The organism is Rickettsia endosymbiont of Pantilius tunicatus (genome assembly GCF_964291875.1).
Classification (GTDB): Bacteria; Pseudomonadota; Alphaproteobacteria; order Rickettsiales; family Rickettsiaceae; genus Rickettsia.
On sequence record NZ_OZ198175.1, the window covers coordinates 13,005 to 39,746 of the forward strand.

Here is a 26,742-nt window from a genome sequence, read left to right on the forward strand (position 1 = left end):
TGACACCGAAAACGTTTTTCGATTTAACTTTCTTCCTCTAATAATTCAGAATTCAAACCGTCTATTATTTTTTCTGCTTCTTCTAAGTATTGAGGAGATTTTTTCATTGCATTAAAGCTTCTTACAACCCCTTCCTGTTCAAATTTAGATTGAAGATTATCAAGTTCATGTATAATATAGCTTAATGCGATAAGGTAGTGACTTTTTCAAGAGCATAGTAAACCGCATCAAAAAAGTGCTCAAAATTATAAACAGTTTTTCTTATTTCGTTCTTGATTTTAAACCAGTAATGCTCAATAGGATTTAAATCAGGAGAGTAAGTTGGTAAAAATAAAATACTGCAACCAACAGATTCAATTAACGTTTTCACTTTTGTACTTTTATGAAAATTAATATTATCCATTACTACTATCTGACCAGGCTTTAACTCTTTGATCAATATCTCTTGTACATAAGTTTCAAAAATGTCCTTATTACATGTCCCATCAAATATTATTGGGGCAATAATATCTTTGGCAGACACCCCAGCAATCATACTAATCCGTGATTTATGTTGATAGACCCTTTCACCATAACATCTTTGACCGATAATGCTCCACCCGTGTTCTCTACAGCTATTATCTTCTATCCCAGATTCATCGATAAATACTAAATCTTGTTTGTCTATAGTTTTTAGTTTCAATATAAACTCATTCCTTAGACCAACATCTCTTTTGGGATGAAGAAAAGTTTTTTTTATAACTATAACCTAATTTATTAAGCAATCTTGATATCGTACTTGCAGATACTTTTTGACTCCAGTTGTTAGCTAGTTCCATGGTGGTTTTATCAAAATTTAATTCTATAAATTTTTTAAATCCTTCTATGTCTCTTATTATTCTACGATGTCCTGTATGATAACCACTTTTTGCTTTGATATCGCCGGTTTGTTTCTTTAATTTTTTCCATTCTATTATAGTCTTCCTACTAATAGAGTATATCTCAGAAGTCTCTTTTATTGTTTTACCATCTGTTAAACTTTTTATTACTCGTATTCTTAAATCGTATGAATATGCCTTTGCCATAAGTTTTTCATTTAGTATAATCTAACTCATACTCTAAGTCACTATCTTATCGCATTAAGCTATAGCTTGACGAATAAAAGCTGTTCTAGATAACCCTAGCTTTTTAGCAACCTCATTACTTGCTTTAGCTATATCATCAGGTATAGTAATAGATAAATTTGTCATATCAAATTCTATATTTAATTGAAATATCTAATCTTTTTTAGTGCTATCATCCTCTTTCATGCCGTCTTTGAAAGCTTTTAAACCTTTGGCAAGGTCGGACATAACTTGCGGTAATTTACCAGCACCAAATAATACAAAAATAATCAATAGAATTATTAATAAATGGCTGAAACTCATTCCCATAGTATTTCTTGCTATATAAGTTAAAATTTTATTATATTATATATTAAAAATCTAATCCAGAGCAAAAATGTTCACTAAAAAACAATTCTCAGAATTCTTTGTTACTTTCTTTTATATCGGAAAAATAAAATACTGCCCGGGCACTTTTGGCTCTCTTGCCGCTTTTCCTTTATGTTATGCTATAATGTATTTTATTGTTGATAATAAGATAATTATCCCTTTTGCAAACCTTACGCTTAATGAAGCCCAGCTTGTCAGTGTGGTCATTGTAGCCTCTTTTATATGTTTGTTGCTTCTAATACTCGGTACATATTTTACTAAAATATACTTAAACTATACGGATTCCAAAGACCCAAAAGAGGTAGTAATTGATGAGGTGGTAGGGCAAATGCTAACTGTTATTTTGGTATTTTTCTCAGTAGTTTTTGCAAATGAATCAAATCTAGTAAAGTATTTTAGTACTTTAAAAGTTAGTATAATATTACTTTTTATACTACCTTTTTGCTTATTCCGATTTTTTGACATAATAAAACCTTGGCCTATTAATTGGCTTGATAAAAATGTTAAAGGTAGCCTTGGGGTTATGGTTGATGATCTAGCTGCTGCAATCTTTGCTGTAGTAACTCAATATGCAATTGTGTTTGTATTGATTGATAAAACTTATTGAAGCTTTATGTTAGTATATTATAATTAGTTTATGATTAATTAAGGAGAAAATCATGTTTTATTATCAAAATTTAAAAATATCTCGATTATGTAATTTAACAAATAGGTTTAAACAATATTTACTTCACTAACTATCCAGCTTGTAAAAATTCTACCCCTCACATTTTAGTTGTGTTGCGGCTAATTTAATATCTTTCACCACCCCATTCTTATATTACTACACTAAAGTTTCTTATTATCGATATCAATATCGAATTCTAAATTACTACTAATTAACTAAATTCTCTTTTGTTTATTATTTGCGACTTCATCGTCTTAAGCATTCGGTGTTATCCCGTGGCGGCTTTGCCTGCCATTCCTGGCAATGACATTTTTTATTTATATAACAAGCCGATCAAGCTAGAAATATCAAGTACCGCTTTAAATTATCATTGACTAATTACTAATATAATAATATAATACGACAAATATTTATAAATTTTTAAAGAGATATTTTTCATGTTCGCAGTTATAAAAGCAGGTGGAAAACAATATAAAGTAGACCAAAATAGCGTTATTAAAGTCGAAAAAATTGAAGGTGAGCTTGGCTCTAAAATTCAGCTTAATCAGGTTTTAATGATGGGTGAATATTCAAAACCTTCTTTTATCGGTACTCCATTAGTAAAAGGAGCTGTTGTTACAGCTGAAATTACTAACCAGCTTAGAGATAATAAAATTATAGTTTTTAAGAAAAAACGTAGAAAAAATTATCGTCGTAAAGCGGGTCATCGTCAAGAATTGACAGAGCTGAAAATATTAGATATTACAAAACAATAATAAACTTTTTGTAAAAGTTAATAATAAAGGAATCATAAGATGGCAACCAAAAAAGCTGGTGGTAGTTCTAGGAACGGAAGAGATTCAGCCGGTCGAAGACTCGGTGTTAAGAAAGCCGATGGACAATATGTAATACCTGGCAATATTATAGTTAGACAACGTGGTACAAAAATCCATCCTGGAGTAAATGTTGGGATTGGTAAGGATCATACTATTTTTGCTTTAACATCAGGAAGAGTAGAGTTTTTAACTAAGCGTGATCATAAAATAGTAAACGTTACAGAGATCGCTAGTGCATAATTAAGCATTTGTGGGATTGCCTGCATAATCGTCGTTGCAAGTAAGCGAAGTGAACGTGGCAACCTCAGAAAGTTTAACGAAATTATTGCGTCGATACTATGCATCTCTGGTATTTGTTGAGTGTTTGGATCACTTATGTCATTCTTAGCTAAAAGCAGGAACCCAGAGAACAGGTATAAATATAGCAAATTTTTAAAATTAAAAGCTCAAATTATCTTGCTTTATTTTGGATTTCTACTTTCGCAGGCATGACATCAAGAGTATTTTCGATCCTATGTAATAAAGCTTGTGATACTCTTGAGATTGTCACGCTCCTTGCAGTTGCGTAGCTTATGACGTTAAAATTAATCCATGCACGCAGTTCTTATTTGGGAATAGTACAAAAGAAGATATATCTCTAATAAATAAAAAATTGGTAGACGAGTATACATAATTTACTCTATTTAAAATAAACAATATTCTACTAGGCTTCTATATATGGCCTTAATAATTCAAAAATTCGGTGGCACTTCCGTTGCAACTATTGACAGAATAAAAAAAATCATCCCTATTATAAAAACTGAAATAGCTAAAAATAATCAAGTAATTATAGTAGTTTCTGCTATGGCAGGGGTCACTAATCAACTTGTTACATTGTGTAATGAAGTATCAAGTCTTAACAAATCATCTCAACTTGCAGAATACGATGTAGCACTTTCTAGCGGTGAAATAGTTACGGCTTCATTGCTTGCACTTGCTCTTCAAGAAGAAAATATAAATGCCAGATCATTTTTGGCATGGCAATTACCAATTTTGACTGATGATAACCACAGTAAAGCTTTAGTAGAATCAGTTGACACGAAATTATTGAACGAATGTTTACAACAAGATATTATTCCTATAATTGCTGGCTTTCAAGGAATCAATAAACATAATAGATTAGCTACATTAGGTAGAGGTGGCTCTGATACTACCGCTGCTTTAATTGCTGTAGCTATGAAAGCAGATAGGTGCGATATTTATACGGATGTAGAGGGAGTATTTGCTGCTGATCCAAGAATTATTCCAAAAGCAAAAAAGATAAATGAGATAGACTTTTCAGAAATGTTAGAGTTAGCATTAAGTGGAGCAAAAGTATTACATCCAAGGGCAGCAGAAATAGTAATGCGATATCAAATAGATATGCGTATTCTTTCAACTTTTGCACCTGAAGCAGATTGCACGTTAATCACTTCAAAAGATAAAATTATGGAAAAAAGGATAATTAGCGGCATTACTTCTAATAAAAATTTATTATATCTAACTATAGAAAGCTCTTCGTTAGATTTTATTCAAGTTGCGAGTATCATTGCACAAAATAATACTCATATTGAGTTAATGCAAGAAATAGAGCCTAACAAAAGATATAGTTTTATTACTAATTTAACAGATAAAAATAGTTTACATATATTACTTACTAATTTGAAAAACAATAATCAAATAACTAATTTCACTTTTGATACTGAAATTGCTACAGTTTCAATTATCGGTCATGGGATTAAAAATGATTTGAAATTGCTTGAAATGATATTATTAAAATTAGCAAAAGATAATATAAATGTTCAAATGATACAAATATCAGAAATTAAAATTATTCTATTAATAAATGATAAGCAAGTAGAGAAAACAATCTGTAATCTATATAATCTCCTTGAAACCTCCAAAATACTTCACTAATAGCTCTATTTTATTGTTTGCATTATAAATTATCTTCTATTTACCATTTATTAGTTATATATTAATAAATAATTTTTCAAAAAATATAAAAACCTTACCACTTAGAAATGAATATATCTGTAGGAAAAAACAATGGGTGAAATTTTAAAAAATAATGGAAGTAATAAGCGAAAATTTGAAGCAAGTAACAATCCTATTGAAATTATAAAAAAGCCTAAAATTGAAGAAAAATATAGAGAGCATTTAAAAGAATTCATAGACAAAGTAATAGTTGAAAAAAAATTAAAAGGTAATCAAAAATCAGATAAAGGTTATTACAAGTTAGCTAATATATTAGGATGTCATGAAACTACAATAGATAGATTTATGAGAGATGATATAAATATGCCTAGTAGTAAAACAATTGTTGCTCTTGCTGATTACATGCAAGTTTCGTTAGATGAAGTTGTTGGCAGAGATCTTGCTAAAGAAATAGAATTAAAGAAATCAAAAGAAATAAATATTAATAAGAAAGAAGTAGAATCAAAGATACCAGCATTTTTAACTCAACTACCAAAAGAAGCTCTGCAATCTGTCATGGAAGTAAGAGGAAAAGCAGCAGGGTTTGCTCATAAATCAGTACAAAAGCCAAATGAGACAAAAAAATCTTTTGCAGGAAAAGAGCAAGCTAAACGATCTAATAAACAAACCGAAAGATCATGTTAAAATAAAAATATGTTTTATAACCTTGATCCTAATATTAAGCCCAAAAATTTGCTTGATATCTTAAAGTGGAAAATGACTTCAAAAAAGTCAGAATGGCTACCATTATCGGAATCTATTATAACCGATATTCCTCCAATAACTCATGATGAAAATATAAGAGTAAGCTATGTAGGTCACGTTACTTTCTTAATTCAGGTACAAGGTCTAAATATTTTAACTGATCCGGTTTGGTCAGAACGAGCAAGTCCTTTTACCTTTGCAGGACCGAAAAGAGTAGTAAAGCCTGGGATCGATTCTACTGATTTACCTAAAATAGATTTTATACTAATAAGCCATAATCATTATGATCATCTAGATATTAAAACGATTAAAGATTTGTGGCTGCGGGATAAGCCTAAAATTATTACTCCTCTTAAGAATGATATAATAATAAAAAAACACATTAAGGATGCCGAAATTATTACTCTAGGATGGGGAGAATTTTACAAGAATCAAAATGTAGAGTATTTTTTAGAGCCGGCACAACATTGGTCAGCTAGAGGAATATTTGATAAGAATGAAGCATTATGGGGAACTTTTATTATTAAAATCAAGATGGGTGATATTTGTTTTATAGGTGACTCAGGTTATAATGCTAATATTTTTAAAGAGATTGGCAAAAAATATAACATTTTGCTTAGCCTTATTCCAATAGGAGCTTATGAACCAAGATGGTTCATGAAACCGGTCCATATGAACCCTGACGAAGCAGTACTTGCTCATCTAGATTTGCAATCTAAATTTTCTATAGCTAGCCATTTCGATGTTTTTCAATTAGCTGACGAACCCTTTAACTCAGCTCCTTTAGAGTTACAGCAGGCAATCAAAAAGCATAATATACCAGAAGATAAGTTTATTATTCCGAAAGTAGGTAACTATTTTTTATTTGATAAGAATGAAATGAATTAATCTGGAACATGGTAATCTAGTATAATTATATTAGGGCTTATTTCCTTATGTATATGCTCAATCAATTTTGAATAATCCTCTAGGTCAATATTTAAAACAGCACTTAATTTTTTCATTTTAATATTATTATTTTCTCTATAAGAATCTAGCCTCAACCGTTCTAATTTTTCTAATATAGTTTTTCTTTTATTTGTAGAAATTTTTGACAAAAATAAAATTTTATTGCTTTCTTTTTCACTTTAAACTTTTACGTTGTCTATATATAATAATTCTATGCTATACAAAAAATTTGAACACAACATCAATAATCTAATAGATGGTTTTGGCTTATCTAAAATAGCTATTGCAGTTTCCGGTGGGAGTGATTCAGTAGCATTACTTTATCTTGCAAGTATCTGGGCAAAGAAAAATAATATAGAGCTATTTGTTTTATCGGTTGACCATAATTTAAGAGAACAATCAAAGCAAGAAATAGAGTATATCCAAAACATAAGTAATAGCTTAAATCGTAAGCATTATAACCTATCTTTCGACCATCAAAATAATTTTTCCAATTTACAAGAGCGAGCAAGAAAAGGGCGTTATGATTTAATGACCTCACTATGCCGGAAGCTTGATATATTAGTTCTTTTAACCGCTCATCACGAAGATGATTATATAGAAAATTTTTGCCTTAGATTAGAACGTAAAAGCGGCGTATTCGGGCTTAGCAGCAGTAACGTGAATTGTCATAATGATACGCAAATAATTAGACCTCTGTTTAATATTCCTAAAAGCGAATTAGAAAATTATTTAGTTACGAATAATATTAAATGGTTTGAAGATCAATCAAATTTATCGACTAAATATAGACGTAATGCAGTTAGGCAGAAATTAGCCAAACAAGAAGATTATATTAAAGATGATATAATTACTGAGCAGATTAAAGTTAATGAATTAGTAGAGAATAAGTTTAAACCGGAATTGATAGCAGCAATAGCCGAATCAGTAAAAATATCTGAATATGGTTTTGCTTTTCTTAATTTAATTAAATTTAGCAGATTTTCACCAGAAGTACGAGTGCAGCTAATTAATTTTTTATTGATAATAATTGGTGGGCAGCATCGTTCGGCTCGCTTCTATTCGGTAGAGCCTATTTTAAAATTAATTATGCAAAGTTTGGATTTTAAAAATACTTTGCATGGTTGCGTAATTAAGCGTATGCAAAATGAATTATTAATATATCGGGAGTTTGGTAAAAAGCTACCAGAAAGTAAGTTATTATTGAATAAGCAAGCTGTTTGGGATAATCGTTTCCGTATTACAAAAAAACATGATTTAGAAAATTGTGTAGCAACATATTTATCGCTGGAAGATTATAAAATAATCAAAAAAAAATTAGATTTAGAGGTTTTAAAAAACTTATCTTATGGAACCCACAATGCTATTTTATTTACCTTACCTATTATTAAAATACTTGAAAAAGTTGTAGCAATACCACATATATCGTACTATGATAACGACATAAAGAGTTTTAACGTCTCTTTTGCTCCGGATTTTACATCTCGTTTTACACATTTTTACTAAGTCAGTTAATTAAACTGGTAAAAATGTTTTTATTTATAATTAATGATTTTTGTTAGGTTTTGTATCAATGAATAATCAAGGTAAAAATATTATAGTTTGGGCAGTAATTTTTGTTTTTGTAATACTGCTTTTCAATGTTTTTCAATCTGATGGGTTACTCAGCAGTAAAAATAATATATCTTTCTCAGACTTTTTAACAAAAGTCGATGAAAAAACTGTTAACTCGGTTAAAATTCAAGGAAGAATAATAGAAGGAACTTCAAATGATGGTTCTAGTTTTAGCACTTATGCTCCTGATTATCCTGATTTAGTAAATCGTCTAAATAATAATGACGTTAATATAGAAGTCGTGCCACCTGAAACAAGAATGAACACTTTTTTAAGCTTTTTAATTTCTTGGTTTCCAATGCTTTTATTAATCGGTGTTTGGGTTTTCTTCATGCGTCAAATGCATGGCGGCGGTAAAGCTATGGGGTTTGGTAAATCTAAAGCCAAACTTTTGTCAGATAAAGGACCAAAAATTACCTTTAAAGATGTTGCAGGTATTGATGAAGCAAAAGACGAATTAACCGAAATAGTGGATTTTTTAAGAGATCCTAGCAAGTTCCAAAAGCTTGGTGGTAAAATACCGAAAGGTTGTTTGCTTATAGGTCCGCCAGGAACAGGTAAAACACTCCTTGCTAAAGCAATTGCAGGTGAGGCTAACGTACCATTTTTTAGCATCTCTGGTTCTGATTTTGTTGAGATGTTTGTAGGTGTTGGTGCTAGCCGTGTGCGTGATATGTTCGAGCAGGGCAAGCGTAACGCACCTTGTATTATCTTCATCGATGAGATTGATGCGGTAGGTCGCCATAGAGGTATTGGTATGGGCGGCGGTAATGATGAGCGTGAGCAAACACTGAATCAGATGTTAGTAGAGATGGACGGATTTGAAGCAAATGAGGGAGTCGTAATTATTGCAGCTACTAACCGCCCTGACGTACTTGATAACGCTTTATTAAGACCAGGTAGGTTTGATAGGCAAATTACTGTCTCAAATCCTGATATTGATGGACGAGAAAAAATACTACAAGTGCATTTAAAGAAAGTAAAATACAGCACTAAAATCGTACCAAGAATTATTGCTAGAGGCACGCCTGGGTTCTCCGGTGCAGAGCTTGCTAATTTAGTTAATGAAGCTGCTCTTATTGCTGCAAGGCGTAATAAAAAAGAAGTAGAAATGCATGATTTGGAAGAAGCAAAAGATAAGGTCATGATGGGAGTTGAGCGTCGCTCAATGATTATGTCCGAGGAGCAGAAAAAACTAACAGCATATCATGAGGGTGGGCATGCTTTAGTTGGTTTATACTGTCCCGCTTCTGACCCTATTCATAAAGCTACGATTATCCCTCGTGGTAGAGCTCTTGGCATGGTTATGAGATTACCGGAAAATGATCGTTTTTCGATGCCACGTGATAAAATGGACGCTGATATTGCGGTAGCTATGGCAGGTAGAGTAGCTGAAGAGATTATATTCGGTAAAGAAAAGGTAACCTCAGGAGCATCATCAGATATAAAAATGGCAACCAGAATGGCAAAGGCAATGGTTACCGATTGGGGTCTTAGCGATAAGGTCGGTCCTGTATATCACGGAAGTGCTGGTGAAGATATGTATGCTAATAGAAATAGTTCTAGTGATAGATCGGAAAGTACTTCAGAGTTAATAGATGAAGAGGTAAAGAAAATTGTTACTACCGGCTATGATTTAGCAAAAGACATTTTAACTAAGCACTTAGATCAGCTTCATATACTTGCTAAAGCTTTAATAGAATATGAAACATTATCAGGTCAGCAAATTAAAAATTTACTTAGCAGCAGACAGCTAGACTCTGAAGAAGAAAATAACTTTCCTTTTGGTGCAGCATCATCTACCATAAAAATAGCCGAAGAAAAAGACCTTAAGAAAGCAAAACCAATTAAAGCTAAAAAGGAAGATAAAAGCTAAATCATAATATTAAAGAGTATATAGTATGGCAGAGTTAAGGCTACCGCCAAATTCAGTTGTAAAAAAAGGTAAGGAGCATAAAGCAAAAGGTGATATATCTAATCTTAGAAAAATAAAAATTTATAGATATGATCCTGATCTTGATGAGAATCCTACTATTGATAGTTTTGAGATAGATTTAAGCAAAACCGGTCCGATGGTTTTGGATGCTTTAATTAAAATCAAAAACGAAATTGATTCCACTGTAACTTTTAGACGTTCTTGTCGTGAGGGAATTTGTGGTAGTTGTGCAATGAATATTGATGGCACAAATACTCTAGCATGTATTAAACCTATCGAAGAAATTTCAGGCGATATTAAAATCTATCCACTTCCTCATATGAAAGTGGTAAAAGATTTAGTGCCGGATATGTCTCATTTTTATGCACAATATGAATCTATAGAACCATGGCTTAAAACCGATAGTCCAGCTCCATCTAATGCTGAAAGATTACAGTCGATTAAAGATCGAGAGAAGCTTGACGGATTATATGAATGCATATTATGTGCGTGCTGTTCTACTTCTTGCCCTAGCTATTGGTGGAATGGTGATAAATATTTAGGTCCTGCAATTTTACTTCAGGCATATAGATGGATTGCCGACTTACGAGATGATCATACAGGCGAGCGTCTTGAAGCTTTAGAAGATCCGTTCAAGCTCTACAGATGCCATACGATCATGAATTGTACCAAAACCTGTCCGAAAGGTCTAAACCCTGCTAAGGCTATTTCTGAGATAAAAGGTCTAATTGCTGAACGACACGGGGTGTGATTTTTTTTTGGAACGTCATTGCGGGGAAATTATGAAGTAATTGACGAAGCAAGAAAGTATAAAAAATACTAATTTATAGTATTTTTTCTAAATTGCCACGCTCCTTACAGTCGCGTAGCCCAGACGACTTTCGATCCACCTGGGCAGAACTAATTACTCCCCATTAATCAGCTTTTTAAAGTAATTAATTTTATAAGACCAGAAGTAATTTTTATTACTTTTTAAGGCTTTTATATCTAGAGCAAAGTCATTCTCATCATAGATGAAAATTTTAATTAACTCGAGGTAAGATAAAGTACCAAAGATAATAGAGCGAAATAAACCCAAATAGGATTTTAGTAATTGTTTATCAATTATAAGTATAATTTTATTGCATGGCGATTTGAATAAACTACGAATTAGAGTATAATAAGCATAAGATTTATAAGGTTTTTTAGCTAAAATAAATTCTATCATTAAATCCCTATCCATCCCCTCTGGATAGATTTCCCGCAATAATTCTTCGCTTTTAATAATAAAATCTTAATATGGCTCGATAAGAGCTATTCTTTTTTCTACAATATTGTTCATAACGGTTTAATCTCCTTTAAACTTAAATTGCTCAAGTTTTAACCACCACAAAACATTCATGGTGGAACGGTACGGGCGGCATTAAATATGGCTGCTGTTACATCTGTAAGATGTAATCCCGCAGTTAAACCTTTTTATAAAAGACTTGTAGAAAAGGGAAAAGCTAAAAAATTAGCTCTTACTGCAGTAATGAGAAAAATAGTAATAATTGTCAATAACATTGTTAAAAACAAACGACCTTGGCAAAACCAATATAAAATATTCTCTTGACTTCTCGAACACAATCATCAAGGAGAATCATCAGGGAGTTAGAAACACCGTCAACAAGAACAGCTGAGTAGTTTTTAGGCTTAAAGTAAATACTATAAGCCTTGAACATGACTACTGCCCCCCCGATCAAAAAACATCGAGGAATAAACCAATTTAACGGTGGCTTTACCGCCTGTTGATGGAGGTTTCTATATAGTAAATTAAGTTGAGGTTTGAGTATAGGGATGATATATATAAAGGAAAATGCCAAGATCATATAGTCAAGATTTTAGAAAAAGAGTTATAGGATATGTAGAAAGAGGTAATAGCTGCAATAGCACTGCGATAAGATTTGAAATAGCAGCAAACACAGTAAGGAATTGGTATAAGAGATATAAGTCCGAAGGACATTATTTAGCAAGAAGAATAGGAGGCAAAAAAGGACGGGTAACAAGTCAAGATGTTGAGTTGTACGTGAGTTCTAATCCTAATTTCACATTATTAGAAATGGGTACGTTGACTAACGAATATTAGAATTCCCTATGACGAATATTAAAATTACCTATTTTTGAGTAAAAAATATTGTCTAGTGTATTATATTATTATCCTCCAATTTTATAGTTAATTTTTTTTCTTTTGCTGTAGCGATTCTATAACTTTCAGTATTCAGTTCAAGAATTGAAGAATGGTGAACCAATCTGTCAATGGCTGCTGATGTAGTCATTTCGTCTTTAAAAATGGAATTCCATTTTGCAAAAACTAAATTGCTAGTAATTAATACACTACGCATCTCATAACGTTCAGCTAATAAGGTAAATAAAACATCAGTTTCCTCACGATTATATGGTACATATGATATATCATCAATTATCAATATTTCAAAATAATCGAATTTTTTAATAATTTGCTTAAGTTTTAAACTAAGCTTTGCTTCTAGTAATTGTTGAACCAAATTAGCTGCTGTTGTATATAATACACGCCTACCGGCAAGACACCACTCACGTGCTAAACCTATACTAAGATGACTTTTGCCAGTACCAGGATTACCAAAAATAAGTATATTTTCATAGCGATCCATAAATTCTCCTTGTGCAAGATATTGGATCTTAGTTGACGATAATCCTGGGATACGCTTAATATCAAAGTTGCTTAATAACTTATCTCGAGAGAGTTTTGCTTGCTTTAGCAATCTGGCGATACGTTGCTGATGTCTATGTTCTAACTCACGTATGGCTAACTCTTGTAGATAATCTATATATGTTTTCTTTTCTTGCTCAAAGCTTTCTGCAACTGATTTATAGCATGATGCAAAAGTAGGTAAACAAAGGTTCTTGAGTAAATTATTTAGCGGTTGCGGAGTTATTATCTTTTTACTCATGCGACCTCCATTGTTTTAAAGCAATGTAATTGATCATATTCGGACAGTACTGGTTGATTAATTTTTACTGAACAAACAGTTTTAGTCTGACTATTTAGTAAATCTGTAATATGATCAATTATTGGTTCAATCTTCTCTTCTACTAGCATTTCTAATGCAGCAACTACATTCAATTCTCCATACATTTTTGCTAATTGTAATATTTTAAGATATATTTTATGCCCCTTATATGGATATATAGATATCAGCTGGTCATATACCTGACGAAATATAGCACGTGGAAATAAAGCTTCATAATATTGATATTGGGCAAATGCTCCAGGTTTACGTACTAAACTATCAATGATATGTCTATAATCAATAACATAGCCATTGCTGATTCTAAACATTTTTTGTAAACATTTGTTACCATAGTAAAGCTCTATTTCTTCAGAATAAATATAAGCTTTTAAAGTATAACCTATTAAGCGACTAGGCACAGAATAAGCTACAGATAAAATACTAACTGTACTGCTTGGGTTAACACGTACTGATAATATTGTAGGTGCATTCCATTTCCTGATTGGTAACTCTTTTAAATAAACTAATTCTTCAGCTAATTTTTCTTTTCTACAGCTATTGCGCTTTTCTTTAATTTGTGTAAGGAATAATTCATAAGCTTTTAAATCAACAAAATTACGTGATCCACGTAATAGCAAATGTTGATTCACTGCTTGCTTAAATGTATCATGACTTTTTTCAACAGAACCATTTTCATGACTGACACCGGGATTATTTCGCGATGGTGCAACATCGTAATAACCAAGCAATTCTTGCCATTTTTCTGTAAATTGTCTACTATTACCACATTGCTTGGTAGCTGCACTTAAATTATCTGTACGATGCTCTGGTAAAACTCCACCTAACTCCCATACAGCTTTTTCAAACCCTGATGCTAATGTATCAAAACTTTCACTATGGCATATGCTGAAAGTTTCCCAACATGAATAAGGCAATATAAAATGAAATAGTAAATGAGAATATGGTTTCCCATCAATACAAATACCTAATTGATTCATATTGGTCCAATCAGACTGGCTTTGTTTGCCAGGAAGAATATTTTGTAAAAAGATGACTGGCTTATCCTTACCATGTTCAGCTCTCCATTGTTTCAACCTTTTCTGCAAACAGCGTAATTGCTTTCCATTATAATTTCCATGATACTTTTCTGTCAAATATGCTAATATGGTAGTTGCTTGCAACTCCGGTGCTGATCCTAGCATTGATTCTATTTCATCCCAGTGCTTAACAAATGGATCCTTACGTGTCCTATATTTACGTACTGTTCGTAATTCGCTTGGATACTTATTAACACCTAAATATTTACGTGCTGTTTTTACACTCATACCTGCTTTTGCAGCAGAAATTATCTGATTATATTTTTTGATCTTTTGCATTAAAATACCTACTTGTTTATTTGTACATGTCATCAGTAATTCTCGAATAATAAATAAATCTTAAAAAGAAATTTTTATTCGATATTACTGTCCATAGTTACTTCTTTTTTATAGGTAATTTTAATGTTCGTTGAGGGTATTTCTAATATTCGTTAGTCAGTACGTATTTTAATATGAGTTCTGTGGGTGCGTATTATTGGTTAAAGCAACTAGGTTTTAGCTATAAAAAAAAGACTTTTCCTACTTGGAAGCAAGTCAAGAAAAGCGAGATAAGTACCAAGAGGTCATAAAAGATACACCAATAGAACATCTTGTATATATTGATGAAAGTGGTATTGAGATAAATATCTGCAAAGATAGAGGATGGGGCAAAAAAAGCGAAAAACTTATTGGTAAAAAAAGCGGTAAATATTACAACAGAACAAATATCATAGCTGGTTATGTTAATAAAGAGTGTATAGCACCGATGATATTTAATGGAACATGTAATAGACAATTATTTGAAAGTTGGGTTGGAGAATTTTTAATAAAAGAGCTAAAACCTGGACAAGTTGTAGTGATGGATAACGCTGCTTTCCATAAGTCTCAAAGGACCAAAGAACTAATAGAATCAGTAGGTTGTAGGATAATATTCTTACCACCTTACTCCCCTGATCTAAATCCAATAGAGAAATTTTGGGTCAATATGAAGCGATGGATTAAAGCTAAAATTACTCAATTTGATCAATTATATAATGCTTTAATTCAATTCTTTAATACGCAAACTTCAACTTAATTTACCATACTCCAGAACAGCTATTCGCTGCTCCAAAGTGCTTCTAAGCAAAACTTCAAATAAGTCAATCTGATTTTATAAACTTTGTTATACAAAATAGCCCCCTTTATATAAGCGTAACTTACAATAGCTTTGACAGCTATTAGTGAATTGTACTATATATATAGTATGTTAAATATAACTACCTCGGTTGCTAGGGAGCATTTCTCAGAAATAATAAATCGTAGCAGCTATGGAAAAGAAAGAGTAGTTTTAAGCCGTCTAGGTAAAGACTTAGCCACAGTAATACCTATAGAAGACTTAAGATTAATAGAAATGATTGAAAATAAATTAGATATAGAGGAAGCCAAAGAAGCTGTTAAAGAGGCAAAGTTAAACGATACTATTTCTTTAGATGAATTAAAAAAAGAAATATTATAAGCTATGAGTTCTGAATATAAAATTGAGCTTGCACCTAATGCTCAAAGGCAATTTAAGAAAATATCTTTGCTATATTTATGCTTTTTTTACTGGATGCCTGCTTTTAGCTAAGAATGACATCGGAATCACGCAACAATGTCGTCATGGGGTGACACTCAAGACGTTTGTCGATCTACGCAATAAGGCTATTTATTTTCTACCAAATAAACGTTCGATATCTTTAAGCTTAAGTTCAATATATGTAGGTCTGCCATGATTGCACTGCCCTGAAAATGGAGTATCTTCCATTTGACGGAGTAGTGCGTTCATTTCATCTCCTGATAATTTTCGTCCTGCTCGGATAGAGTAGTGGCAAGCATAGGTCTCGGTAACATGCTCAATTAACTCGGTTAGGGCTATATTCTCACCGCATTCCGCTAGATGGTCAGCCAAATCTTGAATTAGTTTTTGTACGTTTATATCACCAAGAATATTGGGAATTTCGGTTACTATGATAGATTTTTCGCCAAATTTTTCTAAGCTTAATCCTAGTTTAGATAATTTATCCTTATTCTCATATAAAATATCTGCTCTCTTTTCGTCCGGTAGCTCCACTATTTCGGGAATAAGTAAACGCTGCTTTATTAGCTCTTCATTTTTAATATAATTCTTGATTTTTTCATAGCCAAGACGTTCGTGTGCCGCGTGTTGATCAGTAACCACTATACTATCTTCTGTTTGAGAAATAATATAAGTAGTATGAAGTTGTGCTTTTGCCGCCCCAAGCCTATATTGTGAAGGTTTTTGTTGCTCGTTTTGTATACGCTTCTCTACTTCTTGTTCGATTTTAGCGTGAGGCAGTGTATCAATTAATTTTTGACAGCTATTATTTGGTGTATATTTAGGTATAGCATGCGATACAGCCGGTCTATATTCGCTAGGTTTACTATTCACGTTTAAGGGTTTGCTGCTTACAGATGACTCTTTATTAACAAATGGGTTTTTAAATAATTCAATAGCACTAGATGCAATAGTAGTTGATGCTATATGGCTTTTATTCGACAAGGCGTTTTTGATGGAATCTATAAGTAAATTCCTTACATAATTTGGATCATGAAATCTAACTTCAGCTTTTGCGGGATGGACATTTACGTCAACAAGTTGCGGATCGATTTGTAGGAAGATAGCACATAAAGGATAGCGATCACGCGGCATATAATCTTGATATGCTACCCTTAGAGCTACTTGCAACAATTTATCTTTTACCGGTCTGTTATTAATGAATAAAAATTGATCTTCGCTAGATGCTCTGTTATATGTCGGGATACTTGTATAGCCGTAAATAGAGAAATCAGGGGATTTAAAATCTATATAAGAGGCATTTTTTATAAAATCTTCCCCTATTACGTCAATTATTCTTTGTTTCAAGTTATTTTCGGCATCCTTATTCTGTCCTTTAAGCTTTAGTAAAGTTTTACCATCATGTGTTAGGCTAAAAGAGATTTCAGGATGTGCAAGTGCAATTTTTTTAACTATATCTACAGTAGCTGCAAGCTCGGTTTTATCAGTTCTTAAGAATTTTAGGCGTGCGGGGGTGGCAAAAAATAAATCTCTTATCTCAATTTTAGTACCTTCATTATGAATAGAAGCTGTAATTTGTTTTTCGTCACCGCCAATTAATTTAATTTGGAAAGCTTTTTGATTATCACGTTTTTTAGAAGTAATTAGCATTTTGCTAATAGCGGCGATAGAGGGTAATGCTTCGCCCCTAAAACCAAAAGTATGGATATTTAAGAAGTCACTTTCATCAAGCTTAGAAGTCGTATGACGCTCAACGGCAATCTCTAACTCCTTATCCGTCATACCGACGCCGTCATCGGAAATAATGATTAGATTTTTACCAGCACGTTCTAAGATAATATCTATTTTAGTGCTACCTGCATCAACGGCATTTTCAACCAATTCCTTCACAACCGATGCAGGACGCTCTATAACCTCACCAGCAGCAATGCGGTTGATAGTACTGTCTGAAAGAAGCTTTATAGTCATTTTGGTTCTATTAATCTAAATTTCTTACTACAATAAGGGCAGCTAATTTCCTTTTTTTCTTTATCAATTTCTAAATAAACTCTTGGATGATCATAAGGCGGTTCTTTGCCACAACAAGATACAGATGCATCAACGCTATTAACAATTTCCATAGATTTACACATTATTCCTTTAAATAATATCTAACATAAGTTACTTTTAAAGTAAAGTATACTCGTTTAATTTGAAAAATTGGCGGCGTTGTCCTACAAGTACGCAGGTAACTCACGTACTTAAAGTGTACGCTCCGTTCCTCGTCTTGTGGACGTCTTGCTCTTTTCCAAATTAATACTATCGTCTACCCAGTTCTTCTCTTACTTAGGATTATATATTTATTTAAAGAGGTAAAAATGAAAGATAAAGTAGTAGTTATAACCGGTTCAACAAGTGGTATTGGGTTTGAAATAGCAAAGCATTTTGCAAAACTTGGTACAAAGTTAGTTATTAATGATTTTGCAAAAGATGATGAAGTGAAAAAAATTTCTATGGAATTAAAAAATCTTGGTGCGGCTAACGTATTTTATCAAGGAGTAAATCTTGAAAAGCCGAGCGAAATAAAAGCTATGTTTGAAAATATAGTAAAAGAATTTGGAAAAATAGATATATTAGTGAATAATGCCGGTATTCAACATGTTGCTCCTATCGATGAGTTTCCAGAAGATAAATGGGAACAGATTTTGCGTATAGATTTAATAGCATCTTTCTATACCACAAAATATTCAATTCCTATAATGAAAAAGAACGGCTTTGGGCGTATTGTCAATATCGCTTCAGCACACGCATACGTCGCATCACCTTTTAAATCAGCCTATGTTGCAGCAAAACACGGGATACTTGGTCTTACTAAAACTGTTGCTTTAGAGGTAGCTGAGAATAATATCACTGTTAATGCTGTTTGTCCTGGTTACGTAAATACCCCACTTGTAAAAAATCAAATAGCAGATACTGCAAAAGCCCGTCACATCAGCGAAGAATCAACCTTAAGAGACGTAATATTAAAATCGCAAGCCACAAAGAAGTTTGTTGAAGCAAGTGAAATAGCTGATTTAGTAATATTTTTGTGTGACGAAAAAGTATCATCTATAACGGGGGCTGGACTCTTTATAGATGGGGGCTGGACAGCACAGTAATTTCTATTGCTTAATGATTATTAACCATTAAGCAATAACTAATGTTAGAAATTTCTTGAAAAGTCATTATTTACCTCATTACACTAAAATAAATTAATTTTTATTTCAGGAGGAAGTTATGACACAAAAAGAGCATTCACAAACAATCGAACTAAATCAAATAAAAAACGCTAAAATACTACACTTTAAAGATGAATACGGCAAAGCTGTAGATGGGCATTTAATTATAGGGGAAGTAGAACATAAAGAAAAAATAAATCTAGAAAGAAAACGAGAAATTGAAGTAAAGCGTGATTTAGGGAAATTTAAAAAAATTCTAGCTTTTTTAGGTATAATTAAACGTACGGAAAAAATTACTGTAAACGAAATATTTCCGGTGGAAGCAGTCCGAAAAGAAGAACAAATTATAGGTGCTTTTACTAACGATAAAAAATCAATAGAAAATTTTTTAAACGAATTAGATTTTCATGGAACAAAACTTTATGCTTATGATCTTAGTGGTAAAAAAGTTGGAGAGGTAGGTGATTTTGCAAAAATAATATTAGATGATGGTGTTAAGTTTGATGAAACTATCCTCGAAAAAAATGGAAAAGTATTTGCTGTTAAAAAAATAGTGAGTTATTAAAATCATTTTCTGCAGAAAAAGATAATAAGTTTTTAGATTTAAAAGGCAAACCAAAATCAGTTTAAACAAGAAAATAATAAAATTTATTATTTAGAAAGCACTAGAAATGAAAAGCAAGCTACTAAAAATACTTTAAAAAGCGATAAACGAACTGTAAAAATAGCAGAAAAAGTAGCAACTAAAACTTTTCATAAAAGCGAAAAGGTCGATACTTCAAAAGGTAAGAAAAGTCTTGATAAAAAACCAGCTAGAAGTGCTTTAAAAGGTATTAGAGAAGTTGCAAAAAAAATAGGTGAAGAATTACGTAAAGAGCAAGAAAAGAATTTTGCAAGAATTAATAAAAAACCGAAAGCTGCTGTACTTAAAAAAGTAGAAAGTCCAAAAGTTCCTACAAGATAAATTTAATTTAAAGGTAATTTTATGGCTGGATTATTTAAAAAGAACCCTAAACTAAAAGCTAATGCTACTGATCATATTAAAAAACATCATAATACTGAGCAAAGAGAAACTCATAGAGATGTGTATGTTGATACCAACAAAGGAATTGAAAATCTAAAAAACCAACCTATTAAAGGTATTTTGAAACCAAATGAACCGCTTCCGGATTATGATTCAGACGATTCAGGCTATGGTTCTGATAAATCTAATAAGAATAAAAGAGCTGAGCCAGTACCGGATTATGATTTAAATGAGGAAAAAAATAGAGCAAGGGATAATTGGAATAAGTTAATAGGTAAATTCAAGCGAGCTGTAGTATAGCTTAATGCGATAAGGTAGTGACTTTTTCAAGAGCATAGTAAACCGCATCAAAAAAGTGCTCAAAATTATAAACAGTTTTTCTTATTTCGTTCTTGATTTTAAACCAGTAATGCTCAATAGGATTTAAATCAGGAGAGTAAGTTGGTAAAAATAAAATACTGCAACCAACAGATTCAATTAACGTTTTCACTTTTGTACTTTTATGAAAATTAATATTATCCATTACTACTATCTGACCAGGCTTTAACTCTTTGATCAATATCTCTTGTACATAAGTTTCAAAAATGTCCTTATTACATGTCCCATCAAATATTATTGGGGCAATAATATCTTTGGCAGACACCCCAGCAATCATACTAATCCGTGATTTATGTTGATAGACCCTTTCACCATAACATCTTTGACCGATAATGCTCCACCCGTGTTCTCTACAGCTATTATCTTCTATCCCAGATTCATCGATAAATACTAAATCTTGTTTGTCTATAGTTTTTAGTTTCAATATAAACTCATTCCTTAGACCAACATCTCTTTTGGGATGAAGAAAAGTTTTTTTTATAACTATAACCTAATTTATTAAGCAATCTTGATATCGTACTTGCAGATACTTTTTGACTCCAGTTGTTAGCTAGTTCCATGGTGGTTTTATCAAAATTTAATTCTATAAATTTTTTAAATCCCTCTATGTCTCTTATTATTCTACGATGTCCTGTATGATAACCACTTTTTGCTTTGATATCGCCGGTTTGTTTCTTTAATTTTTTCCATTCTATTATAGTCTTCCTACTAATAGAGTATATCTCAGAAGTCTCTTTTATTGTTTTACCATCTGTTAAACTTTTTATTACTCGTATTCTTAAATCGTATGAATATGCCTTTGCCATAAGTTTTTCATTTAGTATAATCTAACTCATACTCTAAGTCATTATCTTATCGCATTAAGCTATACCTGAGCAATATGAATCTGGGAAATTAACTGAAGCAATTGCTGATAGTGTACAAGTTAAAGTAACTCAACAAGAAAATTATCTTAGAGAGATAGGGCAAGGTAAGCATGTGCATGGCTCAGCAGAATTTAATATGTTACGTATGGATTCAGAACAACTAAAAACCTGTAAATTATCATACGATAAATCTCATCAAGCTCTATTTGACCATACAGGAAAACCTGCTTCTACTATTGTCAAAGAAAGTAAAGGAGTACAAAATCTTCAAGCATTTGTAATGAGTAAAGAAGGAGAAATTTATATATAGTAAATTAAGTTGAGGTTTGAGTATAGGGATGATATATATAAAGGAAAATGCCAAGATCATATAGTCAAGATTTTAGAAAAAGAGTTATAGGATATGTAGAAAGAGGTAATAGCTGCAATAGCACTGCGATAAGATTTGAAATAGCAGCAAACACAGTAAGGAATTGGTATAAGAGATATAAGTCCGAAGGACATTATTTAGCAAGAAGAATAGGAGGCAAAAAAGGACGGGTAACAAGTCAAGATGTTGAGTTGTACGTGAGTTCTAATCCTAATTTCACATTATTAGAAATGGGTACGTATTTTAATATGAGTTCTGTGGGTGCGTATTATTGGTTAAAGCAACTAGGTTTTAGCTATAAAAAAAAGACTTTTCCTACTTGGAAGCAAGTCAAGAAAAGCGAGATAAGTACCAAGAGGTCATAAAAGATACACCAATAGAACATCTTGTATATATTGATGAAAGTGGTATTGAGATAAATATCTGCAAAGATAGAGGATGGGGCAAAAAAAGCGAAAAACTTATTGGTAAAAAAAGCGGTAAATATTACAACAGAACAAATATCATAGCTGGTTATGTTAATAAAGAGTGTATAGCACCGATGATATTTAATGGAACATGTAATAGACAATTATTTGAAAGTTGGGTTGGAGAATTTTTAATAAAAGAGCTAAAACCTGGACAAGTTGTAGTGATGGATAACGCTGCTTTCCATAAGTCTCAAAGGACCAAAGAACTAATAGAATCAGTAGGTTGTAGGATAATATTCTTACCACCTTACTCCCCTGATCTAAATCCAATAGAGAAATTTTGGGTCAATATGAAGCGATGGATTAAAGCTACAATTACTCAATTTGATCAATTATATAATGCTTTAATTCAATTCTTTAATACGCAAACTTCAACTTAATTTACCATAGCTTCCCATAAAGGAGTATATGAAACTAATAAAAAAATTCCTACTCTTAGCCATGCTTCGTTTTTAGAAGGAAGACCGGCTGAAGCAGCTGGAATGATTTTAATAAAAAACGGGAAAATAGGATATATTAGCGATAATAGCGGTCATTATCAACCTGAGGAGATAGACATGTACCGTGGTATAAAAAAGATACAGGAAAAAATGCCTGGAGCTTTAGATAAAAATTGTTTAATGTCCCCCTTCGGGGATCAAAAATCCCTCGCCTTTAGGCGAAGGGAAGATATAATGAAATTGCTTTAGCAATGAATTTATAGTAAATTAAGTTGAGGTTTGAGTATAGGGATGATATATATAAAGGAAAATGCCAAGATCATATAGTCAAGATTTTAGAAAAAGAGTTATAGGATATGTAGAAAGAGGTAATAGCTGCAATAGCACTGCGATAAGATTTGAAATAGCAGCAAACACAGTAAGGAATTGGTATAAGAGATATAAGTCCGAAGGACATTATTTAGCAAGAAGAATAGGAGGCAAAAAAGGACGGGTAACAAGTCAAGATGTTGAGTTGTACGTGAGTTCTAATCCTAATTTCACATTATTAGAAATGGGTACGTATTTTAATATGAGTTCTGTGGGTGCGTATTATTGGTTAAAGCAACTAGGTTTTAGCTATAAAAAAAAGACTTTTCCTACTTGGAAGCAAGTCAAGAAAAGCGAGATAAGTACCAAGAGGTCATAATAAGATACACCAATAGAACATCTTGTATATATTGATGAAAGTGGTATTGAGATAAATATCTGCAAAGATAGAGGATGGGGCAAAAAAAGCGAAAAACTTATTGGTAAAAAAAGCGGTAAATATTACAACAGAACAAATATCATAGCTGGTTATGTTAATAAAGAGTGTATAGCACCGATGATATTTAATGGAACATGTAATAGACAATTATTTGAAAGTTGGGTTGGAGAATTTTTAATAAAAGAGCTAAAACCTGGACAAGTTGTAGTGATGGATAACGCTGCTTTCCATAAGTCTCAAAGGACCAAAGAACTAATAGAATCAGTAGGTTGTAGGATAATATTCTTACCACCTTACTCCCCTGATCTAAATCCAATAGAGAAATTTTGGGCCAATATGAAGCGATGGATTAAAGCTACAATTACTCAATTTGATCAATTATATAATGCTTTAATTCAATTCTTTAATACGCAAACTTCAACTTAATTTACCATATATCAAGAAATATGAGAAGTTATAGAAAGAATAGTCATAGTCAGTATGATTTAAAAGTGCATCTTATATGGATACCAAAATATAGGAAGAGAATATTGATAGGCAAAGTATCGGAAAGGACTAGAGATTTACTGAGGCAGATTTGTATGGAACATGAAGTACATATAATTTCAGGGAAAATATCATGTGATCACGTACATATGTTTATCTCATATAAGCCGCAAATATCTCTTAGCAAGTTAGTACAGTATTTAAAAAGCATTAGCTCAAGAATTTTATTGCAAGAATTTACTCATTTACGAAAACAATTTTGGGGCAATCATTTGTGGGCTAGGGGCTATATGGCAGTCAGTTCAGGTAATATAACTGATGAAATGATACAGCACTATATTGATGAACAGGAAGGTGAACCTGTGAATGATGATCGATTTCTAATCGATTCCACTTTATAACCCCTCAGCTTATAGCTGAGGGTTGTTTAGTTCATATTCATGGTAAAAAGCCTGAGCCTTTAAGGATTTTGTAGCAAAAATGGAAATAAAAGTGCGAGGAGCAGGTGGTAAAACTCATTATGAACTGTTACGTGAAGACCGAATAGCAAGAATTAAAGAATATCAAGCTAGGTTAGAAAATGTTTCTAAGAAAACTGCAATAGCACAAGCAACGAGAATAGGTAAAAATTTAAAGAATACATTACAACAAAGAGATCAAGATGATAAAAATGCTGCTAGAGATATAGCTGCAAATGCACGACGTGCAAAAAGGGCAAATTTTATTAGATAAAAATTTACACTTTATAAATGATAGAATTTGTTTATAATAGCTAATTAGTAATTAAGTTATTTAGAGTTCAATGAACAAATCTAAATTCATTTTTCTATCTGCTATTTCAGGAAATATACTTGAATATTATGACTTTACTGTATATTCAGTTTTCTCGCCAATTATAGGGCGAGTTTTCTTTCCTGGGGAGTCAGAATTTATCCAAATTATTTTAAGTCTTGCAGTATTTGCCGTTGGGTTTTTGACAAGACCTATTGGTGGCATATTATTTGGTTATATCGGTGATAGATATGGTAGGCGTATTGCCTTGATAATATCTATGCTTGGTATGACTATCCCGACCTTTATCATGGGCTTGATCCCTTCATATGCAGATATTGGAGTTTATGCACCTTTGACTCTAATCATAATGCGGCTTATTCAAGGGCTTTGTATTAGCGGCGAAGGAACAGGAGCTGCTATTTTCATTTTAGAGCATCGTCAAAATTTAAGACCAGGATTTACAGCAGGTTTAGTAAACGGCTCAAATATCGCCGGTACTTTAATCGCAACCTTTATCGGTATTATTATAGAGCGTTATTTTTCTCATATTGATTTTGCGTGGCGGCTTGCTTTCTTGTTTGGTGGATTTATGGGGCTTGTTGGTTTTTATTTGCGATTACGCGTTTCAGAGACTCCTATTTTTAAAATGCTTGAGAAGAAGAAAAAAGTTCTTAAAGCTCCTTTTTCTAATGTAGTTAAAACAGCTTGGAAATCTATGTTTTTAACTATATGCATGGGTGCTATAGCAAGTAGCATTATGTATTTAGTAAAAACGTATATAAACGTATTTTATTATAGTGTTATGCATCTTAGTAACACTACTGCTTTATTATATATGGCTTACGGCTCCTTTATTGCTATGATCACAATGCCTTTTGCTGGGGGTATTGCTGATATTATCGGAAAATTTAAAATGAGTATGCTTGCCGGAATTGCTAATTTATTACTAATTTTACCGACTATGCTGCTTATGTCTTCAGAAGAAACGTGGCAACAGATTACAGCACTTACTATTCTTGGCATGCTTGCAGGAAGTATAGCAGGTACGGCATATATATTCGTTATTTCTTTATTTACGGCAGAACAAAGATTTACCGGCGTTGCTTTTAGCTACAACTTTGCGATAGCAATATTTGGTGGTACGTCCCCGATTATTTCTCGTTGGCTTGTAGAGCATACAAAATTATTTTATGCTCCAGCTTTCTATATCATGATTATTGCAGCTATATTTTTAATTATTATGTATATGATGAAAAGAGTAATTAAACAGTTGTTATATAGTTATGAACATAAAAAATAGAGAACTAACAAGTAGCTGGTTTACTAATTTACGTGATTTATTATGCACGGAATTTGAGAAAATCGAAGAAGAATATGCAAAGGCAAAGGGTTTAAAGGCTGGTAAGTTTGTCCGCTCAAGCTGGGAACGTGATGGCGGCGGTGGCGGTGTTATGTCTGTCATGAAAGGGGAAGTGTTTGAAAAAGTCGGCGTTAACATATCCACTGTATTTGGCGAGTTCTCACCAGCGTTTCGTGCCGAAATTCCAGGAGCGGAGTTAGATGGTAAGTTTTTTGCCACTGGCATTTCATTAGTTGCTCACCTTAAATCTCCTTTAATCCCCGCAATGCACTTCAATACCCGTTATATTGAAACCTCAAAAAATTGGTTTGGCGGCGGTGGTGATTTAACGCCTTTTTATCCAGAAGAAGACGAGACAGCAAAATTTCATGCAGCTTTCAAAGAAGCATGCGAGAAATATGATTCTGGTTATTATTCTAAATTTAAAAAGCAATGTGATGAATATTTCTATTTGAAACATAGAAAAGAACCAAGAGGAGTTGGCGGAATATTTTACGATTATCTAAATAGCGGTGATTTTAAGCAAGATTTTTCTTTTACGCAAGATGTAGGCAAAGCGTTATTATCAGTATATCCTGAAATCGTTAGAAATAAACTATTTTTACCTTGGACGGATGAGCAGAAAGAATATCAGCTCATAAGACGAGGTAGGTACGTAGAATTTAATTTGCTATATGATAGAGGTACAAAGTTCGGCTTAATGACTGACGGTAACGTTGAGGCAATATTGATGTCTATGCCGCCAGAGGTGAAATGGATATAAGGAAAGTTTCGTATGCTGCAGAATTTTCCTTGACTATTTTTTAATTTCGTTTTATTCTGCTCTACTTAGAATATT

34 protein-coding genes are annotated in these 26,742 nt (G+C 32.4%); 25 read left to right on the forward strand and 9 right to left on the reverse strand.

Annotated elements, in window-relative coordinates; translation table 11 throughout:
• Positions 1–181: 181 nt before the first annotated feature.
• The 3 genes from ACICQC_RS00090 to ACICQC_RS00100 form a co-directional block, all read right to left on the reverse strand.
• Positions 182–1,064, reverse strand: a protein-coding gene (locus ACICQC_RS00090) for an IS630 family transposase (RefSeq protein ID WP_395476497.1) whose coding sequence is annotated in 2 segments (ribosomal slippage) — positions 182–736 and positions 738–1,064 — 882 coding nt in all. Because the reading frame shifts where the segments join, the coding sequence is not laid out codon by codon here.
• A gap of 54 nt (positions 1,065–1,118) precedes the next feature.
• Positions 1,119–1,229 carry a ribbon-helix-helix protein, CopG family gene (locus ACICQC_RS00095; protein WP_395476954.1) on the reverse strand — a complete coding sequence of 37 codons (111 nt, stop codon included), beginning with the start codon at positions 1,227–1,229 and terminating at the stop codon, positions 1,119–1,121.
• Positions 1,230–1,256: 27 nt separating this feature from the next.
• Positions 1,257–1,412 carry a Sec-independent protein translocase subunit TatA gene (locus ACICQC_RS00100; protein WP_011478060.1) on the reverse strand — a complete coding sequence of 52 codons (156 nt, stop codon included), beginning with the start codon at positions 1,410–1,412 and terminating at the stop codon, positions 1,257–1,259.
• Positions 1,413–1,479: 67 nt separating this feature from the next.
• Between ACICQC_RS00100 and ACICQC_RS00105 the strand changes: the two genes are divergently transcribed.
• From ACICQC_RS00105 to ACICQC_RS00130, 6 genes are all read left to right on the forward strand, one after another.
• Complete coding sequence (locus ACICQC_RS00105) at positions 1,480–2,079, forward strand: phosphatidylglycerophosphatase A (RefSeq protein ID WP_395476955.1); 600 nt, start codon at positions 1,480–1,482, stop codon at positions 2,077–2,079.
• A gap of 497 nt (positions 2,080–2,576) precedes the next feature.
• A complete protein-coding gene (gene rplU, locus ACICQC_RS00110; RefSeq protein WP_011478056.1) occupies positions 2,577–2,894 on the forward strand; it encodes a 50S ribosomal protein L21 in 318 nt (105 codons plus the stop codon).
• 39 nt (positions 2,895–2,933) lie between these two features.
• Complete coding sequence (gene rpmA / locus ACICQC_RS00115; protein WP_011478055.1) at positions 2,934–3,194, forward strand: 50S ribosomal protein L27; 261 nt, start codon at positions 2,934–2,936, stop codon at positions 3,192–3,194.
• A 477-nt stretch (positions 3,195–3,671) separates the two neighbouring features.
• Entirely contained in the window at positions 3,672–4,889 is a 1,218-nt protein-coding gene (locus ACICQC_RS00120; protein WP_395476956.1) for an aspartate kinase, read from the forward strand.
• Positions 4,890–5,021: 132 nt separating this feature from the next.
• Positions 5,022–5,594, forward strand: coding sequence for a hypothetical protein (locus ACICQC_RS00125; protein WP_395476957.1), 573 nt, complete (start codon positions 5,022–5,024; stop codon positions 5,592–5,594).
• 72 nt (positions 5,595–5,666) lie between these two features.
• Positions 5,667–6,542: an MBL fold metallo-hydrolase gene (locus ACICQC_RS00130; protein WP_395476958.1), complete on the forward strand. Its 876-nt coding sequence runs from the start codon at positions 5,667–5,669 to the stop codon at positions 6,540–6,542.
• On the opposite strand, the gene ACICQC_RS00135 is transcribed toward ACICQC_RS00130, so the two are convergent.
• Positions 6,539–6,751, reverse strand: a complete 213-nt coding sequence (locus tag ACICQC_RS00135) for a hypothetical protein (RefSeq protein ID WP_395476959.1) — start codon at positions 6,749–6,751, stop codon at positions 6,539–6,541. The genes ACICQC_RS00130 and ACICQC_RS00135 overlap by 4 nt on opposite strands.
• Before the next feature lie 64 nt (positions 6,752–6,815).
• On the opposite strand from ACICQC_RS00135, the gene tilS reads away from it, so the two are divergent.
• The 5 genes from tilS to ACICQC_RS00160 all read left to right on the forward strand — a co-directional run bounded on the left by tilS (position 6,816) and on the right by ACICQC_RS00160 (position 12,256).
• Positions 6,816–8,108 (forward strand): tRNA lysidine(34) synthetase TilS, encoded by a 1,293-nt coding sequence (gene tilS / locus ACICQC_RS00140; protein WP_395476960.1) that lies wholly within the window; start codon positions 6,816–6,818, stop codon positions 8,106–8,108.
• Positions 8,109–8,175: 67 nt separating this feature from the next.
• Complete coding sequence (ftsH, locus tag ACICQC_RS00145; RefSeq protein WP_395476961.1) at positions 8,176–10,092, forward strand: ATP-dependent zinc metalloprotease FtsH; 1,917 nt, start codon at positions 8,176–8,178, stop codon at positions 10,090–10,092.
• Between the two features lie 25 nt (positions 10,093–10,117).
• The gene (locus ACICQC_RS00150) at positions 10,118–10,903 is read left to right on the forward strand and encodes a succinate dehydrogenase iron-sulfur subunit (protein ID WP_395476962.1); all 786 of its coding nucleotides are present in this window, start codon (positions 10,118–10,120) and stop codon (positions 10,901–10,903) included.
• A 657-nt stretch (positions 10,904–11,560) separates the two neighbouring features.
• The gene (locus tag ACICQC_RS00155; protein WP_395476963.1) at positions 11,561–11,743 is read left to right on the forward strand and encodes a hypothetical protein; all 183 of its coding nucleotides are present in this window, start codon (positions 11,561–11,563) and stop codon (positions 11,741–11,743) included.
• A gap of 243 nt (positions 11,744–11,986) precedes the next feature.
• Entirely contained in the window at positions 11,987–12,256 is a 270-nt protein-coding gene (locus ACICQC_RS00160; protein WP_395476964.1) for a helix-turn-helix domain-containing protein, read from the forward strand.
• A gap of 52 nt (positions 12,257–12,308) precedes the next feature.
• Here ACICQC_RS00160 and istB read toward each other — a convergent pair whose 3' ends face one another.
• Both istB and istA read right to left on the reverse strand, forming a co-directional pair.
• The gene (gene istB / locus ACICQC_RS00165) at positions 12,309–13,100 is read right to left on the reverse strand and encodes an IS21-like element helper ATPase IstB (protein WP_395476338.1); all 792 of its coding nucleotides are present in this window, start codon (positions 13,098–13,100) and stop codon (positions 12,309–12,311) included.
• The gene (gene istA / locus ACICQC_RS00170; RefSeq protein WP_395476339.1) at positions 13,097–14,569 is read right to left on the reverse strand and encodes an IS21 family transposase; all 1,473 of its coding nucleotides are present in this window, start codon (positions 14,567–14,569) and stop codon (positions 13,097–13,099) included. The genes istB and istA overlap by 4 nt, the downstream gene beginning before the upstream one ends.
• 211 nt (positions 14,570–14,780) lie before the next feature.
• Here istA and ACICQC_RS00175 point away from each other — a divergent pair, with 211 nt between their 5' ends.
• Entirely contained in the window at positions 14,781–15,311 is a 531-nt protein-coding gene (locus ACICQC_RS00175; protein WP_395476965.1) for an IS630 family transposase, read from the forward strand.
• A gap of 168 nt (positions 15,312–15,479) precedes the next feature.
• Entirely contained in the window at positions 15,480–15,731 is a 252-nt protein-coding gene (locus ACICQC_RS00180; RefSeq protein WP_395476966.1) for a type II toxin-antitoxin system prevent-host-death family antitoxin, read from the forward strand.
• 189 nt (positions 15,732–15,920) lie between these two features.
• Here ACICQC_RS00180 and mutL read toward each other — a convergent pair whose 3' ends face one another.
• Positions 15,921–17,759 carry a DNA mismatch repair endonuclease MutL gene (mutL, locus tag ACICQC_RS00185; protein WP_395476967.1) on the reverse strand — a complete coding sequence of 613 codons (1,839 nt, stop codon included), beginning with the start codon at positions 17,757–17,759 and terminating at the stop codon, positions 15,921–15,923.
• Complete coding sequence (locus tag ACICQC_RS00190) at positions 17,756–17,923, reverse strand: zinc-finger domain-containing protein (protein ID WP_395476968.1); 168 nt, start codon at positions 17,921–17,923, stop codon at positions 17,756–17,758. Before ACICQC_RS00190 ends, mutL begins: the two co-directional genes overlap by 4 nt.
• A gap of 225 nt (positions 17,924–18,148) precedes the next feature.
• Between ACICQC_RS00190 and ACICQC_RS00195 the strand changes: the two genes are divergently transcribed.
• The 3 genes from ACICQC_RS00195 to ACICQC_RS00205 all read left to right on the forward strand — a co-directional run bounded on the left by ACICQC_RS00195 (position 18,149) and on the right by ACICQC_RS00205 (position 20,312).
• Positions 18,149–18,928: a 3-hydroxybutyrate dehydrogenase gene (locus ACICQC_RS00195; protein WP_395476969.1), complete on the forward strand. Its 780-nt coding sequence runs from the start codon at positions 18,149–18,151 to the stop codon at positions 18,926–18,928.
• Positions 18,929–19,046: 118 nt separating this feature from the next.
• On the forward strand, positions 19,047–19,553 hold the full coding sequence (locus ACICQC_RS00200; RefSeq protein WP_395476971.1) for a hypothetical protein: 507 nt from the start codon (positions 19,047–19,049) through the stop codon (positions 19,551–19,553).
• A 420-nt stretch (positions 19,554–19,973) separates the two neighbouring features.
• Positions 19,974–20,312, forward strand: coding sequence for a hypothetical protein (locus ACICQC_RS00205; protein ID WP_395476972.1), 339 nt, complete (start codon positions 19,974–19,976; stop codon positions 20,310–20,312).
• Between the two features lies 1 nt (position 20,313).
• Here the strand turns inward: ACICQC_RS00205 and ACICQC_RS00210 are convergent.
• Positions 20,314–21,196 (reverse strand): IS630 family transposase gene (locus ACICQC_RS00210; RefSeq protein WP_395476497.1). Its coding sequence is split into 2 segments (ribosomal slippage): positions 20,314–20,868 and positions 20,870–21,196, totalling 882 coding nucleotides; the frame shifts between segments, so codons are not numbered across the junction.
• 172 nt (positions 21,197–21,368) lie between these two features.
• Here ACICQC_RS00210 and ACICQC_RS00215 point away from each other — a divergent pair.
• The 9 genes from ACICQC_RS00215 to hemF all read left to right on the forward strand — a co-directional run bounded on the left by ACICQC_RS00215 (position 21,369) and on the right by hemF (position 26,667).
• A complete protein-coding gene (locus ACICQC_RS00215; RefSeq protein WP_395476973.1) occupies positions 21,369–21,566 on the forward strand; it encodes a hypothetical protein in 198 nt (65 codons plus the stop codon).
• A gap of 47 nt (positions 21,567–21,613) precedes the next feature.
• Positions 21,614–21,991, forward strand: a complete 378-nt coding sequence (locus ACICQC_RS00220) for an IS630 transposase-related protein (protein WP_395476240.1) — start codon at positions 21,614–21,616, stop codon at positions 21,989–21,991.
• Positions 21,946–22,476, forward strand: a complete 531-nt coding sequence (locus ACICQC_RS00225; protein ID WP_395476458.1) for an IS630 family transposase — start codon at positions 21,946–21,948, stop codon at positions 22,474–22,476. Before ACICQC_RS00220 ends, ACICQC_RS00225 begins: the two co-directional genes overlap by 46 nt.
• 370 nt (positions 22,477–22,846) lie before the next feature.
• Positions 22,847–23,224, forward strand: a complete 378-nt coding sequence (locus ACICQC_RS00230) for an IS630 transposase-related protein (RefSeq protein ID WP_395476240.1) — start codon at positions 22,847–22,849, stop codon at positions 23,222–23,224.
• Positions 23,225–23,281: 57 nt separating this feature from the next.
• On the forward strand, positions 23,282–23,710 hold the full coding sequence (locus tag ACICQC_RS00235; protein ID WP_395477699.1) for an IS630 family transposase: 429 nt from the start codon (positions 23,282–23,284) through the stop codon (positions 23,708–23,710).
• 20 nt (positions 23,711–23,730) lie between these two features.
• On the forward strand, positions 23,731–24,171 hold the full coding sequence (tnpA, locus tag ACICQC_RS00240; protein WP_395476974.1) for an IS200/IS605 family transposase: 441 nt from the start codon (positions 23,731–23,733) through the stop codon (positions 24,169–24,171).
• A 79-nt stretch (positions 24,172–24,250) separates the two neighbouring features.
• Complete coding sequence (locus ACICQC_RS00245; protein ID WP_395476975.1) at positions 24,251–24,502, forward strand: hypothetical protein; 252 nt, start codon at positions 24,251–24,253, stop codon at positions 24,500–24,502.
• A gap of 70 nt (positions 24,503–24,572) precedes the next feature.
• On the forward strand, positions 24,573–25,844 hold the full coding sequence (locus ACICQC_RS00250) for an MFS transporter (RefSeq protein ID WP_395476976.1): 1,272 nt from the start codon (positions 24,573–24,575) through the stop codon (positions 25,842–25,844).
• Positions 25,828–26,667 carry an oxygen-dependent coproporphyrinogen oxidase gene (gene hemF, locus ACICQC_RS00255; RefSeq protein WP_395476977.1) on the forward strand — a complete coding sequence of 280 codons (840 nt, stop codon included), beginning with the start codon at positions 25,828–25,830 and terminating at the stop codon, positions 26,665–26,667. Before ACICQC_RS00250 ends, hemF begins: the two co-directional genes overlap by 17 nt.
• Positions 26,668–26,742 lie beyond the last annotated feature (75 nt).

What these genes read in the sequence shown, in the direction of transcription:
- ACICQC_RS00095 (WP_395476954.1), bottom strand. Translation starts at nt 1,229, where the DNA reads ATGACAAATTTATCTATTACTATACCTGATGATATAGCTAAAGCAAGT.
- ACICQC_RS00100 (WP_011478060.1), bottom strand. Translation starts at nt 1,412, where the DNA reads ATGGGAATGAGTTTCAGCCATTTATTAATAATTCTATTGATTATTTTT.
- ACICQC_RS00105 (WP_395476955.1), top strand. Translation starts at nt 1,480, where the DNA reads ATGTTCACTAAAAAACAATTCTCAGAATTCTTTGTTACTTTCTTTTAT.
- rplU (WP_011478056.1), top strand. Translation starts at nt 2,577, where the DNA reads ATGTTCGCAGTTATAAAAGCAGGTGGAAAACAATATAAAGTAGACCAA.
- rpmA (WP_011478055.1), top strand. Translation starts at nt 2,934, where the DNA reads ATGGCAACCAAAAAAGCTGGTGGTAGTTCTAGGAACGGAAGAGATTCA.
- ACICQC_RS00120 (WP_395476956.1), top strand. Translation starts at nt 3,672, where the DNA reads ATGGCCTTAATAATTCAAAAATTCGGTGGCACTTCCGTTGCAACTATT.
- ACICQC_RS00125 (WP_395476957.1), top strand. Translation starts at nt 5,022, where the DNA reads ATGGGTGAAATTTTAAAAAATAATGGAAGTAATAAGCGAAAATTTGAA.
- ACICQC_RS00130 (WP_395476958.1), top strand. Translation starts at nt 5,667, where the DNA reads ATGACTTCAAAAAAGTCAGAATGGCTACCATTATCGGAATCTATTATA.
- tilS (WP_395476960.1), top strand. Translation starts at nt 6,816, where the DNA reads ATGCTATACAAAAAATTTGAACACAACATCAATAATCTAATAGATGGT.
- ftsH (WP_395476961.1), top strand. Translation starts at nt 8,176, where the DNA reads ATGAATAATCAAGGTAAAAATATTATAGTTTGGGCAGTAATTTTTGTT.
- ACICQC_RS00150 (WP_395476962.1), top strand. Translation starts at nt 10,118, where the DNA reads ATGGCAGAGTTAAGGCTACCGCCAAATTCAGTTGTAAAAAAAGGTAAG.
- ACICQC_RS00155 (WP_395476963.1), top strand. Translation starts at nt 11,561, where the DNA reads ATGGCTGCTGTTACATCTGTAAGATGTAATCCCGCAGTTAAACCTTTT.
- ACICQC_RS00160 (WP_395476964.1), top strand. Translation starts at nt 11,987, where the DNA reads ATGCCAAGATCATATAGTCAAGATTTTAGAAAAAGAGTTATAGGATAT.
- istB (WP_395476338.1), bottom strand. Translation starts at nt 13,100, where the DNA reads ATGAGTAAAAAGATAATAACTCCGCAACCGCTAAATAATTTACTCAAG.
- istA (WP_395476339.1), bottom strand. Translation starts at nt 14,569, where the DNA reads ATGACATGTACAAATAAACAAGTAGGTATTTTAATGCAAAAGATCAAA.
- ACICQC_RS00180 (WP_395476966.1), top strand. Translation starts at nt 15,480, where the DNA reads ATGTTAAATATAACTACCTCGGTTGCTAGGGAGCATTTCTCAGAAATA.
- mutL (WP_395476967.1), bottom strand. Translation starts at nt 17,759, where the DNA reads ATGACTATAAAGCTTCTTTCAGACAGTACTATCAACCGCATTGCTGCT.
- ACICQC_RS00190 (WP_395476968.1), bottom strand. Translation starts at nt 17,923, where the DNA reads ATGTGTAAATCTATGGAAATTGTTAATAGCGTTGATGCATCTGTATCT.
- ACICQC_RS00195 (WP_395476969.1), top strand. Translation starts at nt 18,149, where the DNA reads ATGAAAGATAAAGTAGTAGTTATAACCGGTTCAACAAGTGGTATTGGG.
- ACICQC_RS00200 (WP_395476971.1), top strand. Translation starts at nt 19,047, where the DNA reads ATGACACAAAAAGAGCATTCACAAACAATCGAACTAAATCAAATAAAA.
- ACICQC_RS00205 (WP_395476972.1), top strand. Translation starts at nt 19,974, where the DNA reads ATGGCTGGATTATTTAAAAAGAACCCTAAACTAAAAGCTAATGCTACT.
- ACICQC_RS00220 (WP_395476240.1), top strand. Translation starts at nt 21,614, where the DNA reads ATGCCAAGATCATATAGTCAAGATTTTAGAAAAAGAGTTATAGGATAT.
- ACICQC_RS00230 (WP_395476240.1), top strand. Translation starts at nt 22,847, where the DNA reads ATGCCAAGATCATATAGTCAAGATTTTAGAAAAAGAGTTATAGGATAT.
- tnpA (WP_395476974.1), top strand. Translation starts at nt 23,731, where the DNA reads ATGAGAAGTTATAGAAAGAATAGTCATAGTCAGTATGATTTAAAAGTG.
- ACICQC_RS00245 (WP_395476975.1), top strand. Translation starts at nt 24,251, where the DNA reads ATGGAAATAAAAGTGCGAGGAGCAGGTGGTAAAACTCATTATGAACTG.
- ACICQC_RS00250 (WP_395476976.1), top strand. Translation starts at nt 24,573, where the DNA reads ATGAACAAATCTAAATTCATTTTTCTATCTGCTATTTCAGGAAATATA.
- hemF (WP_395476977.1), top strand. Translation starts at nt 25,828, where the DNA reads ATGAACATAAAAAATAGAGAACTAACAAGTAGCTGGTTTACTAATTTA.